We start from the raw sequence: 17,446 nt of genomic DNA on the forward strand, positions 1-17,446 counted from the left end.
ATCGCCCGACAACACCAAAGTCCGATAGTCGTCATGCGTGCGGTCGACATACTGTGAACGATGGGCGTCCAAACGCCTCCAGGAAAACGCACGCAAGCCGCTCGCCTGCTGCGTTTGTTCTGTAAACAAACCTTCACGTTTTGCATTCAGCTGTCGCGTCAGGATCGGCGAACGCAACGCACGCTTGGTAAGGGGTTGTCATGTCCAGCAAGCCCAGATCGCCTTCCCGTCGCGACTTTTTGCGACAGTCGCTGGTGGCGGTACCTGCCGTCAGTCTGCTGGGAACCTCCGCCATCGCGCAGACGCAAAGCAGCACGGCCGCCACGCCTGCGGCAGCTGCCACGGCAACGAAGTACTCGCCACGTTATTTCACGGCGCCCGAGTGGGAATTCCTGCAGGCCGCGGTGGAACGATTGATCCCGCCCAATGAAGACGGACCCAGCGCCGTTGAAGCGGGCGTGCCGGAATTTCTCGATCGCCAGATGGAAGCGGCCTACGGCCATGGCGGCCTCTGGTATATGCAGGGGCCGTTCGTGCCCGATGCGCCAGCCACGCTTGGCTACCAGCTGCGCTATACGCCGCGCGAGTTCTATCGCAAGGGCATCGCTTCGGTCGACAGCTGGTGCCAGAAGCAGCACAACCAGAAGTTCTCTGCGCTGCCGGCCGAGCAACGCGACGCCATCCTCCATCAGATGGAGAAGGGTGAGATCCAGCTCGACGATATCCCGGCGATCGCCTTCTTCACCCAGTTGCTGGCCAACACCAAGGAAGGTTATTTCGCCGACCCGATGTACGGCGGCAACAAGCAGATGGGCGCCTGGAAGATGATCGGTTTTCCGGGCGCGCGCGCCGACTACGCCGACTGGATCGAACAGCCCGGCAAGGTTTATCCATTTGGGCCGGTGTCGATCCAAGGGGCGAAATCATGATGCGCATGAAACCGGTCGACGTGGTGCTGGTCGGCTTTGGCTGGACCGGCGCCATCATCGGCATGGAGTTGGTCGATACGGGATTGAAGATACTGGCGCTGGAACGCGGCGCTTATCGCGATACCTCGCCTGACTTCACCTATCCGCACAATGCCGATGAGCTGGCTTACGGTATCCGCGGCGAGCTGTTCCAGCCGCTGGCGCGCGAGACGGTGACGATCCGCCACAACCTCAACGAGACCGCCGTGCCGTATCGCCAGTACGGTTCGTTCCTGCTAGGTAACAACGTTGGCGGCGCCGGCATCCACTGGAACGGGCAGCACTACCGGCCCTCGCCGGAGGATCTGGAATTCCATAGCCATATCAGCAAGCGCTACGGGCAGAAATTTATGCCCGAGGACATGCAGATCCAGGACTATGGCGTCACCTACGACGAACTCGAACCCTTCCTCGATCAGTTTGAGTATCTGTGCGGCACTTCCGGGCGCGCAGGCAATCTCAATGGCGAGATCAAGGATGGCGGCAATCCGTTCGAAGGCGTGCGCAAGCGCGAGTATCCGAATCCGCCGGTGGCCGACAACTACGGCGCCAAACTTTTTGCCGATGCGGCTCGCTCGAAGGGCTACAAGCCATTCCCGCAGCCCTCGTCCAACGCATCGCGGCCCTATACCAATCCGCATGGCGTGCGGCTGGGTCCGTGCAATCTGTGCGGCTATTGCGAGCGCTTTGGTTGCTTCATGTATTCCAAGGCGTCGCCGCAGACCACCATTCTTCCCGTACTGATGCGCAAGCCGAATTTCGAGCTGCGCACCAACAGCCACGTGATCAAGATCAACCTCGATTCCACCGGCAAGCGCGCCACCGGCGTCACCTACGTCGATGCGCAGGGCCAGCAGGTAGAGCAGCCGGCCGATCTGGTGATCGTGTCGGCGTTCCAGATGCACAACGTGCGCCTGATGTTGATGTCAGGGATTGGTGCGCCGTACGACCCCAGCACCGGCAAGGGCGTGATCGGCAAGAACTACGCGTACCAGATGATGAGCAACGTCAACGTCTTCTTCGACAAGGACGTGGCGATCAATCCGTTCATCGGCGCGGGCTCCGGCGGCAACCAGATCATCGACGAGTTCAATTCCGATCACTTCGATCACGGTCCGCACGGCTTCGTGGGCGGTGGTTACATCCTCGGCGGACAGACCGGCGGCCGGCCGATCCAGCAGCTGCTGGTGCCGCCGGGTACACCGGCGTGGGGCGAGAAGTGGAAGCGCGCGGCGAAGGATAGCTATCTGCACACCACTGGCGTGCAGTCGCATGGCTCAGTGATGTCCTATCGCGATCGCTATCTTGATCTGGACCCGACCTATAAAGATTCGTTTGGCCTGCCGCTGCTGCGCATCACCTTCGACTGGCACGACAACGAATACAAGATGACGCAATTCCTGACCGATAAGGCGCAGGAGATTGCCGATGCGATGAAGCCCAGGCAGACCTCGCAGACGATACGCAAACCCGGCGGCCACTACGACGTGCGCCAATACCAGACCACGCATACCACCGGTGGCGTGATCCAGGGCAGCTCGCCTGAAACCAGTGCCTTGAATCGCTTCCAGCAGAACTGGGACGTGCACAACGTGTTTGTCACGGGCGCCTCGGCGTTTCCGCAGAATCTTGGCTACAACCCGACCGGTCTAATCGGCGGCCTCACGTATATGTCCGTCAAGGCCATCCGCGAGACCTATCTCAAGAATCCCGGGCCTCTGGTGCAGGCATGAACACCTATGCGAAGCCTCGTCGTGGCAGCAGCTTGTGGCGCGTCATCGTCGTACTGGTCGTGCTGCTGGTAATCGTATGGCTGCTTGCCATGCTTTTCCCCGGTGGCGGCGGCGATCCGACGGCAAAGGCGGCGGAGGCCACGCCCGATCAGGTCAAGCAGGGCGAATACCTTGCGCGCCTCGGCGATTGCGCCGCCTGCCACACTGCGCCCGGCGGCAAGGCCTATGCGGGCGGCCTGCCGATCGCCTCGCCGATCGGCACGATTTACAGCACCAATATCACGCCCGATCCGGATACCGGCATCGGCAAGTACAGCTATGGCCAATTCGAGCGCGCGGTACGTCGCGGCATCAATGCGGACGGCCATACGCTTTATCCCGCCATGCCGTATCCGTCGTATGCGAAGGTGAGCGATCAGGACATCCAGGCCTTGTACGCCTACTTCATGCATAGCGTGCAACCGGTGAAGCAAGACAATCACGCCGAAGACATCCACTGGCCGCTGTCCATGCGTTGGCCGCTCACCTATTGGCGCTGGCTGTTTGCGCCGAAGGTCTCGCCAATCGAGACCGCCGCCACCGGCGACGCGACCATGGCGCGCGGGCAATACCTGGTGGAGGGCCTGGGACATTGCGGTGCCTGCCACACGCCGCGCGCGTTCACGCTGCAAGAGAAGGCATTGAGTCCGAGGGATGGTCCGGCGTACCTCAGCGGCAGCATCAACGACAACTGGGTCACGCCCAGCCTGCGCGGCGAGCTGGCCAGCGGTCTTGGCAGTGTGCCGGAGGATGAGCTGATCGCCCTGCTCAAATCCGGCCGCACCGAACGCAGTGCCGTGTTTGGCGGCATGAGCGACGTGATCGAGCACAGCACGCAGTACATGAGCGATGCGGATCTCGCCGCCATGGTCCACTTCCTGAAGTCCTTGCCGGCGGCGCGGCAGGAACAGGCGGTGACCTATGACGCGGCCACGCACACGGCGCTCTACAGCGGCAACGTGAGCGCACCGGGTGCGCAGCTGTATATCGACAACTGCGCCACCTGCCATCGCACCGACGGCCACGGCTATGGACAGGTCTATCCAGCGCTTGCCGGCAATCCCGTGCTCAACGGCGAGAATCCCGGCTCCGCTGTGCGCCTGGTGCTGCATGGCGCCACCATGCCGGCCGGCCGCGACGCGCCCACGCAGTTCAGCATGCCGGCCTTCCGCGAGCGGTTGAACAATCAGCAGATCGCGGACATCCTCACCTTCGTTCGCTCCAGCTGGGGTAATCGCGGCGGCGCGGTGACGGCAAATCAGGTGGCGGGTCTGCGCGACAAGCCGCCGGTCGGACAGCCATTGATGACGAGTTACGATTCACGTGTGCGTGATCCCAATGAGCTCAAGGCGGATGCGGAAGACCAGGTCCCGCCAACGCCCGCACCTTCGAAGTAACTCCCGTGCACGGCAGCGCTCAACGCGCTGCCACGTCCTTCGCCTCGCTGCCGGACCAGCCGCCGCCCAGTGCACGGAACGTAGCCACTGCGGCGCGCGCGTCATCGGCATGGACGCGGGCAAGCTGGTCGCGCGAAGTTAGCAACTGGCGATCTTCATCCAGTACTTCGATCAGGCTTACCGCACCGCCCTTGTAGGCATCCTGCGCGGCATCGCGGGCCTGCACGTGGGCCTGTACCTCCAGGATCAGATCGCGGTGCTGGGTTTCCAGCTCCGCGAGCGAGACGATGGCGTTCTCCACGTCTTCGGTGGCACGCAACATGGACTGCCGATATTGCGCCAGCGCTTCGGCATTCGCACCCTTGGCCTGCGCCACTTCGGCATCCACGCGACCGAAGTCGAACAGGCGCCAATGCAGGCCCAGCACGGCTTGTGGCTGGAACGCCTGGGAAGAGAACAGCGAGCCGCTCTGCAGGCTTTCAAAACCGAGCAGGCCACCCAGCGACACCTTCGGGTAGTACTCGGCCACGGCGACGCCGATGCGTGCGTTCGATGCGGCGAGCTTGCGCTCGGCGGCGATCACGTCCGGGCGGCGGCGCAGCAGCATGTCCGGGCCGCCATCGGTGCCGATCACGGGCACCGTGAAGGCCGGCGCCTGATCCTTCAATTCCGCTGCGTAGGTGCCGGGCGCGGCGCCCATCAGCACGTCGAGGCGATTGAGCTGCTGCGCCAGCGTGATGCGCAGCGGCGGCAAGGTGGTCTTGGCCTGCAACACCAGCGCCTGTGCCTGTGCCACTTCGCGCGAAGTCGCCAGGCCACCGGCCAGCCTGTCCTTCACCAGTTCGAGCAGCTGGCTTTCCGTATCGATCTGCTGCTGCGCAAGGCGTATGCGTTCCTGCGCACCGCGCACCTGGAAATAGCTGTCCGCAGCCTCGGCGGCTACGGAGACGCGCACGCCATCCTGGCTGGCTTCGGCTGCCTGCGCTTCGGCATCCGCCGCTTCGGCGCCACGATGCAGGCCGCCGGCAAGATCGAGCTCCCAGCTTGCGCCAACGCCCAGGGTTTCCAGCGTCTGAGAGCGCTTGTAGCCGGGCGTCTGGCTGGCGATCTCGCCCAGCGGGCCCTTGGTCGATTGATGCTGCTGCACCACCTGGCCATCAAGACTGCCTTGCGGTGCGAGCTGTGCACCTGCCTCGCGTGCGGCCGCGCGTGCCTGGTCCACGCGTGCCATTGCCGCAGCAAGGTCGAGGTTCTGCGCCATCACGCGGCTGATGATGCGGGTGAGTTCGGGATCATCGAAACCCTGCCACCAAGCATCGAGCTCGGGTGCGGCACGCGTTGCGTCGCGCTGCTGCAGCATCGATTGGCTGGCGTAGTCGGCGTTGGTCTTCACCTCCGGACGCACGTAGTTCGGGCCGACCGTGCAACCGGCCAGGCCGATCAGGGCCGCCGCAAGTGCGCCCAAAGTTAGCGAGTGGCGACGCGATGATAAGCGTGACGCGCCGGCAGATGACGAAAGCGAAGTGTTCATCGTGATATCTCGAAGAATGTAGAAAATCGAATCAGTGCGCATCGGCGGACGGCGCAGCAGGCGGCGCCACCTTGCGCATCAGCGGCACCATCGCCGTGGCCACCACAAAGCACAGGCCAATGGCGAGGAAGGCGTCCGCATAGGAGAGCGTCTGCGCTTCGCGATACGCCAGCTGCCACAACTGATGCAGCGAGCCATTGGTGGCTTCGTCGACGTTCTGGCCGAGCTCGGCGATATGGCCGGTGGTCTGCGCCAGCCAGCCGTTCATCGCTTCGTTGCTCGTGTTGAGATGTTCGGACAGGCGATAGAAATGCAGATTGGTGCGGTCGTTGAGGATGGTCGCGCACACCGCGATGCCGATGGCGCCACCAAGATTGCGCATCAGGTTGAAGAGGCCCGAGGCGAGCTTGAGCCGGTTCGGTGCGAGGCCGCCCAAGGTGAGGGTCACCGCCGGCGGCACCGCCAGCTGTTGGGCCATGCCGCGCAGGGCCTGCGGCAGCAGCAACTCGTGTGCACCCCAGTCATGCGTGATCGGCGTGAAGTCCCACATGGAGATGGCGAACACGGCCAGCCCCGCCATCATGATCCAGCGCAGGTCGTAGCGCTTGGCCAGAAAGGTGTAGAGCGGAATGCTGAGGATCTGGAACACGCCGGTGGAAAACACTGCCTCGCCGATCTGCAACGCGCTATAGCCACGCACGCGGCCAAGAAACAGCGGCGTGAGATAGATGGTGGCGAACAGGCCGATGCCGGTGACGAAGGAGAAGAAGCAGCCCAGCGCAAAATTGCGGTCGCGCAGTGCGCGCAGATCAACGACGGGATGATCGTAAGTCAGGCTGCGCGCAATAAAGCCCACGCCCGCCAGGCCTGACAGCCACGCCGTGGTGAGGATCACCTGGTCGCTGAACCAGTTCCAGCGCGGACCTTCTTCCAGCGTGTATTCCAGACAGCCGAGAAAGATCGCCAGCAGCACCATGCCGAGGTAGTCGGCGTTGCGCAGCAGGGAATAATCCGAGCGGTCGATATTGACCAGCATCGGCACCGCCACCGCGACGAAGATGCCGGGCACCAGATTGATGAAGAACAGCCAGTGCCACGACGAGTGATCGGTAATCCAGCCGCCCAGCGTGGGCCCAAGCGTGGGCGCCAGCGAGGCGATCGCGCCAATGGTCGCCGCCGCGATCACGCGCTGCTTGTTCTGGAAAAACACGAAGGCGGTAGTGAACACCATCGGGATCATCGAGCCGCCCAGGAAACCCTGCAGCGCGCGGAACACGATCATGCTCTTGATGTCCCAGGCCATGCCGCACAGCATGCTGGTAATGGTGAAGCCAATTGCCGAGGCTGCGAACAACCAGCGCGTGGACATCACGCGCGACAGCCAGCCCGACAGCGGAATCACCACGATTTCCGCGATCAGATAGCTGGTTTGCACCCAGGCCGTTTCATCCGCGCCCGCCGACAGGCCACCGCCGATATCGCGCAGCGACGCGGACACGATCTGGATATCGAGCAAGGCGATGAACATGCCCACGCACATGCTGGCGAAGGCAAATACTTTCTGCGCGACGCTGAGCGCGGCCGGATCGATGGGCCCGCTCAGCGGTGCGCTGGCGGCATGAGCGCTCATGGCGTGGCGACCCGGCCGCGCGTGTCCACATCAGCTACCACGGAAAGACCGGGACGCAGCACGCCCAGCTCATCGTCCTTGCTGTCCAGCACCACGCGCACCGGTACACGTTGCACGACCTTGGTGAAGTTGCCGGTGGCGTTCTCCGGCGGCAGCACGCTGAACTGCGCGCCGGTGGCCGGGGCGAGACTGGCGAGATGGCCGTGGAATACGCGGCCAGGCACGACGTCGGCGCGAATTTCCACGGACTGCCCGGCCGTCATGCGGGCGAGCTGGTCTTCCTTGAAGTTGGCGTCCACCCACAGGCCACGCGCCGGCACTACCGACAGCAACTGCGTCCCCGCCGCGGCATAGGCGCCGGTGCGTGCACGGCGGTTGCCGACGACGCCATCCACCGGTGCGCGCAGCTCGGTATAGCCTTGATTGAGGCGCGCAATGTCTTGTTCGGCCTTCGCCTGCTGCAAGGCCGCGCGTGCCTGCTGCTTCTGCGATTCGATCACGTCGATCTGGCGCTGCGCGGCGACCAGCGAGGCATCCGCCTTGTCCGAACCGGCGCGCGCCGTCTTGTACGTGGCATCGGCGCGCTGCGCGCTTTCGATCGACACCGCCGAGCGGCTGGAGAGATCGCGGTAACGCGCTTCGTCGTCACGCGAGCGCTGCGTTTCGGCAGCGGCCGCCGCCACGCTGGCCTGCGCCTGGCGGATCACTGCCAGCTGCAGTTTTTCGGTGGCGTCGAGATTGGCGAGCAGGGCTTCCTGCGCAGCGACTGCACCATCAGCCTTGGCGAGCGCGGCGCGATAGTCGCGATCATCGATCTTCACCAGCAGGTCGCCGGCGTGCACCACCTGGTTATCAGTCACCGCGACCTGCGTGATATAGCCGGGCACCTTCGGGCCGATCACGGTGACATCGCCACCGACATAGGCGTCGTCGGTGTCTTCGATGAAGCGGCCCACGCTCCACCAGTGACCGCCATAGACGACGCCGGCGATCACCGCCGCGCCAATGGCGAGCCTGAGCAGCTGCTTCTTTCGGCTGCGGGGAGCGGATTCCGTAACGGCGGGTGCGTCCGCTCGCTCGGCAACGGTGACGGCATTCATGGGAGTGACTCCGGAGACTTGGGATGGGAAAGGGTTTGCAGGGCTTGCGCCCGTGAATTCCTGAACTCGATGCGCGCACGCATGCGCTCGCTGGCGGCAGGGCCGGCGCGCAATTCGTGGCGTTCGCGAGTGATGGGTTCGCCGGTCTGGCGATCGACCAGCACCGGTTCGACGATGTGCCCCAGCTGGCGATCGATCAGCTCGATGGCCTGGCCTTCCTCGGCGAAGTGCCGGTTGCCCCAGGCCATCATCGCCAGCAGCACCGGGCGGAAATCGCGGCCGCGTTCGGTGAGCACGTATTCGTGGCGCACCGGACGGGTGCTGTAGCGGCGGCGCTCGAGCATGCCGGTTTCCACCAGCATCGCCAGGCGGCGGCTAAGGATGTTCGGTGCGATCCCCAGGCTGGTCTGGAAATCGTCGAAGCGCGTGAAGCCGTAAAAGGCGTCGCGCAGGATCAGCATGCTCCACCACTCGCCCACCCGGTCCAGTCCGCGGGCGATCGGGCATTGCATGTTTTCGGCGGTGGTGTGGCGCACGGCGACGGGCCCTACTGCATTAGATGATGCTCATCATATAAATTGTAACTTGCGAAATGCAAGTGACTTTTTGTGAGGGCGGCGTGAAGGGCGCCGATGCAAAAAAACTTCGGCCGCGCCCTTGAAACTGGCGAGTACTCGAATTATATGATTTCGGTCATATAAAGAATCACCATTCTCTTCCACCCCGCTACCGGACACACCATCATGAAAATCCAGGGTTCCACTGTCTTCATCACCGGCGCCAACCGCGGCCTCGGTCTCGCCTTCGCCAAGGCCGCGCTGGCCGCCGGCGCGCGCAAGGTCTATGCCGCTGCGCGCGATCCGTCCACCGTCACCCTGCCCGGCGTCGTGCCGGTCAAGCTGGACGTGACCAACCCGCAGGACGTCGCTGCCGCCGCGAAGCTGGCGGCCGATGTGGACATCGTGATCAACAACGCCGGCATCACCGGTGGCACGCCGCTGCTGGACGCGGCCGATGGCGAGGGCAACCTGCGTCGCATCATGGAAACCAATCTGTACGGCGTCTACGCGGTAAGCGCCGCGTTTGCCCCAGTACTGAAGAAGAACGGCGGCGGCGCCCTGGTGAACATGCTCTCCGCGCTGAGCTGGCTGAGCCTGGACAGCACCAGCGCCTACTCGGTGACCAAGGCCGCCGCATGGGCGCTCACCAACAGCCTGCGCATCGAGTTACGCGCGCAGGGCACCCAGGTGCTCGGCATCCATGCCGGCTACATCGACACCGACATGGTCAGCCATGTCGATGCGCCCAAGACCAGCCCGGCCGACATCGCCGCCCGCACCCTGGAAGCGCTGGAGCGCGGCGACGCCGAAGTGCTGGCGGACGACACCGCCAAGCACGTGAAGGCGGGCTTCGGCGCCACGCCGGCGGCTTATCTGGGCGGCTGATCGGCGCCCACGCCGTAGAAACATGCCAAACACCAGTGGACGGCCATAAGGCCGTCCATTCGGTCGCGAATGGCAGCTTTTCGTTGCACCGCAGTACTGGACGAAAAAGCCCGAGGGAGTCACGCTTACCGTCTCCCCAAGTGCAGGACCGTCCATGAGAACACCCGCCCGTGCCGCCCCGACCTTGCTTGCTGACCTTGGCGGCACCAACGTGCGATTTGCACTGGCTGATACGGGCCGCGCGAACCCGTTGATGGAGGACAGCGTGCGCCGCTACCGGGTCAAGGATCACGACTCGCTGGCCGAAGCCATGCGCGAATACTTCAAGGACACGGGGTTCACCGCACAGCGCGCCATCATCGCCGCCGCCGGTCGCGTCAGCGAAGGCGAAACGGTGAAGGTCACCAACAATCCCTGGCAGGTCGCGGCGCATGCGCTGCAGGCCGAGCTGGGCATGGAAGCAGTGCACCTGGTCAACGATTTCGCCGCGCAGGCGATGGCCGTGCCGCTGCACACCCGCGATCAGCTGTCCTCGGTCGGCCCGCAGCCGATCACCGAACTGGGCACGCGCGAAACACAAACGTTTGTCGTCGTGGGTCCGGGCACCGGTCTTGGCGTGGCTGGCCTGATGCGCCGCGAAGGTCGCTGGATGGTGCTGGAAACCGAAGGCGGCCATGCCGGCTTCGCCGCGCACACCACCGAAGACGTGGAGATCCTGCATCGCCTCAACTCGCGCTTCGGCCGCGTCTCCAACGAACGCATGATCTGCGGCAACGGCCTGGTGAATCTTTACCTCGCCCTGGCCGACATCGCCGGCCAGCCGCCGGAGGAATACACGCCCGAAGACATCACCGCGCGCGCCGAGTCGGGCAGCGATCCGCTGTGCGTGCGCACGGTGGAAACACTCGCGGGCATTTTCGGCAGCGTGGCGGGCGACCTGGTGTTGAGCCTGGGCGGCTGGGACGGTGTCTATCTCACCGGCGGCATGCTGCCGATCCTGCTGCCGTGGCTGAAGCATGGCGGTTTCCGCGAGCGCTTCGAAGCCAAGGGCCGCTTCCGCGAAACCATGGAGCAGGTGCCTACCGTCGCCATGATGCATCCGGATCCGGGTTTGCTCGGCGCCGCCGCACTGGCCGTGCTCGACGCCGGCAAGGCGCTGGTGCCCAACGGCTGAATGTCGTCAGCCGTTGGCGGTGCTCAACGGTATTGGCGCGTCACCACGAGCTTGCGGCCACCGTCGGGCCGATCGGCAAAATAATCGAGCATGGCGACGCCCGTAGTGTTTCGGGCGATCGCCGTGTTCTCGACAAAGGCGGCGCGCGAGCTGCCACTGCCGCAGCTCGCTTCGGCACCGTTCGTGCCCAGCGGTGCGAGACCGCTGCTGCAGGCCTCCTGCACCACACGGCCGCTGAAGATCAGATGCGCATAGCCTTCTTGCGCAGTCGCCGTAGTCGCAGCCACGCATGCTGCCAAGCCTGCCGTAGCCATCAGCCTGTTCGTGTTCATTGAGATTCCCCTGTTCGCGTTGATGGTGTCGCCGCACGCGCGATCGGCCGGGGATGTGCATATTTGCGAGGATCGCCAACGGCGCTGCGCCATGGAGCAAGCGCGCCTCGCCTTGCGACGACGTGCGCTCCCCGCCCCCGGCCAGAGTCGCTCGTTCGACGACGCCCACGTTAGGCAGGCCGCGGAACGTTTTCTGTCAGCCGACATCCAGCCCTACATGGCTTCGTGCGTTGCATCACGCTTCCAGGAAGCGCCCGGCGCGAGTGCTACGCTTTAGCACCCTCCCCCAGCTCGAGCGCCTCCCATGCCACGCAGCGATACCGCCTTCCTGTTCGATCTCGACGGCACCCTGGTCGACAGCGTCTACCAGCATGTATTGGCCTGGAAAGAAGCGCTCGATCGCGAAGGCGTGGAGCTCTCGGTATGGCGCATCCACCGCAAGATCGGCATGAGCGGCGGCCTGTTCGCCAACATCCTGCTGCGCGAAACCGGCATCGAAATCACCGAGGAACGCCTCACCCGCCTGCGCACGTGGCACGCCGAGGCGTACAACCGCCAGGCCACGCAAGGCTCGGTGCGTCCGCTGCCGGGTGCGCGCGAATTGCTGGCCTTCCTTACCGATGCGGAGATTCCCTGGGCCATCGCCACCAGCGGTCGCATGACTACCGCCGCGCACAATCTTGAAGCGCTGGGTGTGGATCCTTCGAAAGTACCGGTGGTGACGCGTGACCAGGTACGCCACGCCAAACCCGATCCGGATCTTTTCATCGCCGCCGCACAACGGCTGGGCATCGACATCCACTACAGCCTGGTCATCGGCGACAGCATCTGGGACATGCTGGCCGCGCAGCGCGCTCGGGCGCTTGGCGTGGGGTTGCTGTCAGGTGGTTATGGTGAGGAAGAGCTGGAAGATGCCGGCGCATTTCGTGTCTATGAAGACCCGGCGGATCTGCTCAAGCACATCGACGAAGTGGTGGCGCGCAGCTGAGAAGCGAGGAGTGAGAGAAGAGGAGCGAGAGTCAGCGGGCCCGCTCCCGCCTCACTCCTCTCCACTCACTCCTGTCTCTTAACTTGCTCCTCATGTTTTCCGGCGATTCATCGCCCCGCAGACACTTGCGCTAGTCTCGGCAGAGGATCCGTAACACCCGGAGGGCTCATGCGCCGTTTCCTCGCCCTGCTTCCCCTCGCGCTGCTCGTCGCGTGCTCGCCCTCGTCGCCACCGCCCGAACAGAAACCACCCGCGCCCAAAGCCACGGCAATCAGCACGCCCGACAACGCCGAACTCGGCTCCCCACAGTGGTACGAATGGGTCGACGACCGCCTGCACATCACCGACGACGGCCACGGCCCCGACCGCGGCTCCTCGGAATGGAACACCGCCGTGCAGCACAAGCTGGGCCAGGAAGCCCCGCAGTCACCGCTGGGATCGCCGCAATGGCAGCAAGCAGTGGATTCGCTGTTGCGCACCAGGCCGGCGATGTAAGGCACCTGGCGAAAACCTTGTAGGAGCGCACTTGTGCGCGAACAACCTACGAAGCGGTACACCGCAGCTCTGCGGTCGCGCACAAGGTGCGCTCCTACAAGGGAGCTGCATGCCTGCGCGTATTCGTTAGAACCGACAAGCTGCTATTTGTAGGAGCGCACTTGTGCGCGACAAACCTACGGAGCGGTACACCGCAACTCTGCGGTCGCGCACAAGGTGCGCTCCTACAAGGGAGCTGCATGCCGGCGAGTGACGGTTAGAGCCGACAGGTCGCTATTTGTGGGAGCGCACCCTGTGCGCGACAAGCCTACGGAGCGGTACATCGCGGCGTGGCTGTCGCGCACAGGGTGCGCTCCCACAAGGAGACGCAGGGCGCTCCCCCAAGAAGAGATATCGAGGGTTACAGACTGCCGATCAACCAGGCGCCAACAACGCATCCAAATCGGACTGATCAAAACTCAACTTCTCCCGCGTCCCACCACCCTCAAGCACCGCCTCGGCAAGCTCCGCCTTGCGCGCCTTCAACTCCTCGATGCGCTCCTCCACCGTGCCACCGGTGATCAGGCGGAACACAAACACCGGCTTGTCTTGCCCAATGCGATGGGCGCGATCAGAAGCCTGCGCTTCCGCCGCCGGATTCCACCACGGGTCGTAATGGATCACGGTGTCGGCTGCGGTGAGGTTGAGGCCCACGCCGCCAGCTTTCAGCGACAGCAGGAACAACGGCACTTCGCCTTCCTGGAACTGGCGCACCGGCTCAGCGCGGTCGCGCGTTTCGCCAGTGAGCGTGACGTAGCGAATGCGATGGCGATCCAGCTCGTGCGCAATCAGCTTGAGCATTTCGGTGAACTGCGAGAACAGCAGCACCTTGCGGCCTTCCGCCAGCAATGCGGGAAGCATGTCCATCAGCAATTCGAACTTCGCCGAATCGCGCACGCCGCGCGCCGCTTCCAGTTTCACCAGGCGCGGATCGCAGCAGACCTGGCGCAGCTTCAGCAGCGCATCGAGCACCACGATGCCGCTGTGCGAAATGCCGCGCTGAGCGATGACCTCGCGCAGTTCTTCCGCCAGCGACAGGCGCAGGCTTTCGTAGAGTTCGCGCTGACGACCCTCGAGGATCACGCGACGCGTGATCTCGGTCTTGGGCGGCAGCTCGCTCGCCACCTGCGACTTGGTACGACGCAGGATGAAGGGCGCAAGGCGGCGATTGAGTCGATCCTGGCAATCGGTATCGCGATGACGTTCGATCGGCACTCGGTAGTGACGGCGGAACGCGCCTTCGTCGCCGAGCAGGCCGGGCACCGACAGATCCACCTGCGACCACAATTCGCCCAGGTGATTTTCCAGCGGCGTGCCGGTGAGGCAGATGCAACGTGGCGCGCGCAGGCTGAGCACAGCGCGGCGTGCCTGCGTGCGCGGGTTTTTCACCTGCTGCGCTTCGTCGAGCACGATCAGCGAGAACGGCTGTTTGCGCAGCGACACCACGTCGCGCGGCAACAAGGCGTAGCTGGTGAGGATCAAGTCGTGCGTGGCGATCTGCGAGAAGTCGCCACTGCGCTGCGGACCATGCAACGCCAGCACACGCAGCGCAGGCGCAAAGCGCGCCACTTCGGCGAGCCAGTTCGGAATCAGGCTGGTCGGCACCACTACGAGCGCGGGCTCGGTCAGTGCACCGCTGTCCTTGAGCGACAGCAGATGCGTGATCAGCTGCAGCGTCTTGCCTAGGCCCATGTCGTCGGCAAGCACACCGCCCACGCCAGCTTCAGCCAGCGCGTTGAGCCAACGCAGGCCTTCGCGCTGATACGGACGCAGCTCGACGGTGAGGCCCTCAGGCACCACATCGCTGGCACGCTCCGCGGCATCGCGCAGACGCGCGGTGAAGCCACGCAGCGCATCGGGCGCGACGAGTTCGCCGCCGGTGGGCAGCGCCTCGACCAGTTCTTCCAGACGGCCCGCCTGCACGCGCGGCAGATGGAGTTTCTTGCGCGGACGTTCGAGGTACTCGGCCAGCGGCGCCAGCAAGCCACGCAGTTCCTTCAGGCGCACCGGCACGCGGCGACGTTCGTCGACGGGCGCGTACCACACGGCGTCTTCCGGCTCGTTCGGTACCGGGCTGAGGTTCAACTGATGATCGGCCAGCGCCTGCGCCACGGCGGGCAGCAGGTTGTGGCGCTTGCCTTCCACTTCGATGCCGATTTCCAGATCGAAGGCGTGGTCGTCGGTGTCTTCCACCGCGTTGCCGTACCAGCGTACCGGACCTTCGAGCACTTCGAAGGGGAAGCTCGGCGCGTAGTCGAGCACGAAGCCTTCCGCTTCCAGCTTGGGACGCAGCGCCAGCCAGCGTGCCGGGGTGTTCACTTCCAACGCGCCCGCGTAGCCCTTGCCGGGGAACAGCCAGGCATCCTCGGGCAGGGTGTCGGCGAGATCCCAGGGCAGGCCTTCGGTATCCACACCGGGCGTGAGGCCGGCGCGTTCCAGCTGTTCCATCGCCGAGAGTTCTTCTGCACGGCGGCGGATGATTTCCACCAGATGCCCATTGCGCACACGCCGCACCAGCGGCTCGCCTCCGCGTCCGGGCAGACGCTCGCCCGCGTAGTCAAAGTTGAGGCGCGCATAGGCCAGTGGTGGCGTGCCTGCGGCGAGGCGGGCGTGACGGGTAAGCGCGTGCAGGGTCAGCACCGGCTTGGGCGACAACTCCGCGCGGCGCAGCTCGCCCAGCACCTGCGGCAACGGCAGGCGATGCGAAAGGCGGCTACCCGGCAGCGCATCGCGCAGTATCTGGCTGTACTCGTGCTTGAGTGCCGGCAGGTCGAGCCAGGAGGTTTCTTCCAGCGGCGCATCGAGATGACCCATCTCCGCACGCTCGGCGTCGAGATACCACAGGGCATCGATGCGCAGCACGCGGTGGTTGGCCGGCATGCACGGCATCAGGCGCTGGCTGCCGTCGTTTTCCAGGTGCCATTGCCAGTTGAGCTGATGGCCCTTGCCGCGCGACAGGCGCAGGCCGGCCAGGCCACCGAGGAAGCACGGCGTGGTGTCGAGGATTTCCGCCAGCAGGGCATCGCCCACATGGCCGGACAGACGCGCATAGGTGCGGCTCTTGCGCAGGGTCTGTGGCAGGCCGAGCACGGTCGCGGCCAGTCGCTGTTCATGCGGCTGCAGTGGCTGTTGCGACAGGTGTTTGCTGTCGAACGGCATCGGGCGCACGTAGCGGGTCTGATCGGCCATCGCCAGCAGCACCGGCGCCACATCGACATGCGCGTAGGCCACGCCCTCTTCAGGCACCACGTCCAGGAAGAAGCCCAGCACCAGGGGCTCCGCCGGCGCGAGCGGTGCCGCTTGCGCCAGCAGCTTGCGCCAGACGCCGGGCAGCGGCTCGCTGACGGCAGCGTCGTCGCGTTGCGTGTGTCGTTTATCGTCCGGTGACTGCATGCGCATTCGATCCAGGGCGACCAAAAGATTCAGCTTAGCAAGGGTCTTGCGTGCGTGCGCGTCTCACGCACCGGTTTTTTCAAACCGATGCGTGTTTGGATGACGGAACCGTTCAGCGTTGGCGCCGGAAGGATCGAGCAAGGGGCTTACACCGTCGGCGTAAACAGGCCGTGCGGATATTCCGGTTTCTGCTCACGGCTCATCAGGCGCTTGAGTCCTTCGGCTGGCGTCACTTCGCCGTGCAGCACGGCGCGCACGCCACTGCTGATGGGAAGGTCCAGGCCGTGCTTGGCGGCCAGTCGCGCCACCTCGTCGGCGGTGAGCACGCTCTCCACCACCTGGCCGATCTCGCGCACGGCCTCGTCGATGGCCTTGCCGCGACCCAGCGCCAGGCCAAGTCGGCGGTTGCGCGAAAGATCGCCAGTACAAGTGAGCACCAGATCGCCCAGCCCGGCCAGACCCATCAGGGTTTCCGGCCGCGCACCGAGCGCCATGCCCAGGCGCAGCATTTCGTTCATGCCGCGGGTGATCAGGCCGGCGCGCGCGTTGAGGCCCAGATCCATGCCGTCGGCCACGCCGGTGGCCACGGCGAGCACGTTCTTCATGGCGCCACCGAGCTCGGCGCCGAGCACGTCACTGCCGGAATAGGCGCGGAAGTTCGGTGCGTGCAGGATCAGCGCCATCTCATGCGCGAAGGCCGCGTCGTCCGAATGCACGGTGACGGCGCTGGGCATGCCCGAGGCGACTTCCTTGGCGAACGAGGGGCCGGTGACGACTGCCGCTGCACGACCCGGGAAGCGCTCGGCCACCAGTTCATGCAGGAAACGGCCGGTGCCCGGCTCAAAGCCCTTGGTCGCCCAGGCAATGCGCGCGTCGGGCTCCAGGTACGGCGCCATCTCCTCCAGCATCGAGGCAAAGGCGTGACTGGGCACCACGATCAGCACGACCTGGGCTCCGCGCAGGGCGGCGGCCAGATCGGCTTCGTAGACCAGCTCAGCTGGCAGCTCGACGTCGGGCAGGTAACGCTGGTTGCAATGGGTTTCAGCCATTGCCTTCAGCGCGGAGGCATCGCGCCCCCACAGCCGGGTCGGCACCTGGTTGCGGGCGGCCAGGGCCGCCAGGGCGGTGCCCCAGGAGCCAGCACCGAGTACGGCCAGGGTCGGACGCTCAACCATGAGCACA

14 protein-coding genes are annotated in these 17,446 nt (G+C 64.8%); 7 read left to right on the plus strand and 7 right to left on the minus strand.

From position 1 onward, the window contains the following. Nucleotides 1-200 precede the first annotated feature (200 nt). The 3 genes from AC1DE1_RS05725 to AC1DE1_RS05735 are packed head-to-tail and all read left to right on the plus strand — an operon-like array spanning nucleotide 201 to nucleotide 4,137. Complete coding sequence (locus AC1DE1_RS05725) at nucleotides 201-929, plus strand: gluconate 2-dehydrogenase subunit 3 family protein (RefSeq protein ID WP_477176754.1); 729 nt, start codon at nucleotides 201-203, stop codon at nucleotides 927-929. Further along, a complete protein-coding gene (locus tag AC1DE1_RS05730; protein ID WP_477176755.1) occupies nucleotides 926-2,701 on the plus strand; it encodes a GMC family oxidoreductase in 1,776 nt (591 codons plus the stop codon). The genes AC1DE1_RS05725 and AC1DE1_RS05730 overlap by 4 nt, the downstream gene beginning before the upstream one ends. Continuing rightward, complete coding sequence (locus tag AC1DE1_RS05735; RefSeq protein ID WP_477176756.1) at nucleotides 2,698-4,137, plus strand: cytochrome c; 1,440 nt, start codon at nucleotides 2,698-2,700, stop codon at nucleotides 4,135-4,137. The genes AC1DE1_RS05730 and AC1DE1_RS05735 overlap by 4 nt, the downstream gene beginning before the upstream one ends. Before the next feature lie 19 nt (nucleotides 4,138-4,156). Here AC1DE1_RS05735 and AC1DE1_RS05740 read toward each other — a convergent pair whose 3' ends face one another. The 4 genes from AC1DE1_RS05740 to AC1DE1_RS05755 are packed head-to-tail and all read right to left on the minus strand — an operon-like array spanning nucleotide 4,157 to nucleotide 8,934. Next, nucleotides 4,157-5,668, minus strand: a complete 1,512-nt coding sequence (locus tag AC1DE1_RS05740; RefSeq protein ID WP_477176757.1) for an efflux transporter outer membrane subunit — start codon at nucleotides 5,666-5,668, stop codon at nucleotides 4,157-4,159. Between the two features lie 31 nt (nucleotides 5,669-5,699). Beyond that, nucleotides 5,700-7,298 carry a DHA2 family efflux MFS transporter permease subunit gene (locus AC1DE1_RS05745; RefSeq protein ID WP_477176758.1) on the minus strand — a complete coding sequence of 533 codons (1,599 nt, stop codon included), beginning with the start codon at nucleotides 7,296-7,298 and terminating at the stop codon, nucleotides 5,700-5,702. Beyond that, on the minus strand, nucleotides 7,295-8,398 hold the full coding sequence (locus AC1DE1_RS05750; RefSeq protein WP_477176759.1) for an HlyD family secretion protein: 1,104 nt from the start codon (nucleotides 8,396-8,398) through the stop codon (nucleotides 7,295-7,297). Before AC1DE1_RS05750 ends, AC1DE1_RS05745 begins: the two co-directional genes overlap by 4 nt. Continuing rightward, a complete protein-coding gene (locus AC1DE1_RS05755) occupies nucleotides 8,395-8,934 on the minus strand; it encodes a winged helix-turn-helix transcriptional regulator (RefSeq protein WP_441602042.1) in 540 nt (179 codons plus the stop codon). The genes AC1DE1_RS05750 and AC1DE1_RS05755 overlap by 4 nt, the downstream gene beginning before the upstream one ends. 207 nt (nucleotides 8,935-9,141) lie before the next feature. On the opposite strand from AC1DE1_RS05755, the gene AC1DE1_RS05760 reads away from it, so the two are divergent. After that, nucleotides 9,142-9,843, plus strand: a complete 702-nt coding sequence (locus AC1DE1_RS05760) for an SDR family oxidoreductase (protein WP_477176760.1) — start codon at nucleotides 9,142-9,144, stop codon at nucleotides 9,841-9,843. A 154-nt stretch (nucleotides 9,844-9,997) separates the two neighbouring features. Beyond that, complete coding sequence (gene glk / locus AC1DE1_RS05765; RefSeq protein ID WP_441602040.1) at nucleotides 9,998-11,017, plus strand: glucokinase; 1,020 nt, start codon at nucleotides 9,998-10,000, stop codon at nucleotides 11,015-11,017. Nucleotides 11,018-11,040: 23 nt separating this feature from the next. Here the strand turns inward: glk and AC1DE1_RS05770 are convergent, their stop codons facing one another. Continuing rightward, nucleotides 11,041-11,349 carry a hypothetical protein gene (locus AC1DE1_RS05770; protein WP_441602039.1) on the minus strand — a complete coding sequence of 103 codons (309 nt, stop codon included), beginning with the start codon at nucleotides 11,347-11,349 and terminating at the stop codon, nucleotides 11,041-11,043. A gap of 304 nt (nucleotides 11,350-11,653) precedes the next feature. On the opposite strand from AC1DE1_RS05770, the gene AC1DE1_RS05775 reads away from it, so the two are divergent. Both AC1DE1_RS05775 and AC1DE1_RS05780 read left to right on the plus strand, forming a co-directional pair. Then, complete coding sequence (locus AC1DE1_RS05775) at nucleotides 11,654-12,337, plus strand: HAD family hydrolase (RefSeq protein WP_046971182.1); 684 nt, start codon at nucleotides 11,654-11,656, stop codon at nucleotides 12,335-12,337. A 168-nt stretch (nucleotides 12,338-12,505) separates the two neighbouring features. Beyond that, on the plus strand, nucleotides 12,506-12,832 hold the full coding sequence (locus tag AC1DE1_RS05780) for a hypothetical protein (protein WP_441602036.1): 327 nt from the start codon (nucleotides 12,506-12,508) through the stop codon (nucleotides 12,830-12,832). A 414-nt stretch (nucleotides 12,833-13,246) separates the two neighbouring features. Here the strand turns inward: AC1DE1_RS05780 and AC1DE1_RS05785 are convergent, their stop codons facing one another. Continuing rightward, a complete protein-coding gene (locus AC1DE1_RS05785; protein WP_477176761.1) occupies nucleotides 13,247-16,264 on the minus strand; it encodes a DEAD/DEAH box helicase in 3,018 nt (1,005 codons plus the stop codon). Between the two features lie 146 nt (nucleotides 16,265-16,410). Continuing rightward, on the minus strand, nucleotides 16,411-17,439 hold the full coding sequence (locus tag AC1DE1_RS05790) for an NAD(P)H-dependent glycerol-3-phosphate dehydrogenase (RefSeq protein ID WP_477176762.1): 1,029 nt from the start codon (nucleotides 17,437-17,439) through the stop codon (nucleotides 16,411-16,413). Nucleotides 17,440-17,446 lie beyond the last annotated feature (7 nt).

It is taken from the genome of Dyella sp. 05T440 (assembly GCF_056395965.1).

Bases quoted from the DNA above. Each gene is read 5' to 3' on its own strand.
- AC1DE1_RS05725 (WP_477176754.1), top strand. From the start codon at position 201: ATGTCCAGCAAGCCCAGATCGCCTTCCCGTCGCGACTTTTTGCGACAG.
- AC1DE1_RS05730 (WP_477176755.1), top strand. From the start codon at position 926: ATGATGCGCATGAAACCGGTCGACGTGGTGCTGGTCGGCTTTGGCTGG.
- AC1DE1_RS05735 (WP_477176756.1), top strand. From the start codon at position 2,698: ATGAACACCTATGCGAAGCCTCGTCGTGGCAGCAGCTTGTGGCGCGTC.
- AC1DE1_RS05740 (WP_477176757.1), bottom strand. From the start codon at position 5,668: ATGAACACTTCGCTTTCGTCATCTGCCGGCGCGTCACGCTTATCATCG.
- AC1DE1_RS05745 (WP_477176758.1), bottom strand. From the start codon at position 7,298: ATGAGCGCTCATGCCGCCAGCGCACCGCTGAGCGGGCCCATCGATCCG.
- AC1DE1_RS05750 (WP_477176759.1), bottom strand. From the start codon at position 8,398: ATGAATGCCGTCACCGTTGCCGAGCGAGCGGACGCACCCGCCGTTACG.
- AC1DE1_RS05760 (WP_477176760.1), top strand. From the start codon at position 9,142: ATGAAAATCCAGGGTTCCACTGTCTTCATCACCGGCGCCAACCGCGGC.
- glk (WP_441602040.1), top strand. From the start codon at position 9,998: ATGAGAACACCCGCCCGTGCCGCCCCGACCTTGCTTGCTGACCTTGGC.
- AC1DE1_RS05770 (WP_441602039.1), bottom strand. From the start codon at position 11,349: ATGAACACGAACAGGCTGATGGCTACGGCAGGCTTGGCAGCATGCGTG.
- AC1DE1_RS05775 (WP_046971182.1), top strand. From the start codon at position 11,654: ATGCCACGCAGCGATACCGCCTTCCTGTTCGATCTCGACGGCACCCTG.
- AC1DE1_RS05780 (WP_441602036.1), top strand. From the start codon at position 12,506: ATGCGCCGTTTCCTCGCCCTGCTTCCCCTCGCGCTGCTCGTCGCGTGC.
- AC1DE1_RS05785 (WP_477176761.1), bottom strand. From the start codon at position 16,264: ATGCAGTCACCGGACGATAAACGACACACGCAACGCGACGACGCTGCC.
- AC1DE1_RS05790 (WP_477176762.1), bottom strand. From the start codon at position 17,439: ATGGTTGAGCGTCCGACCCTGGCCGTACTCGGTGCTGGCTCCTGGGGC.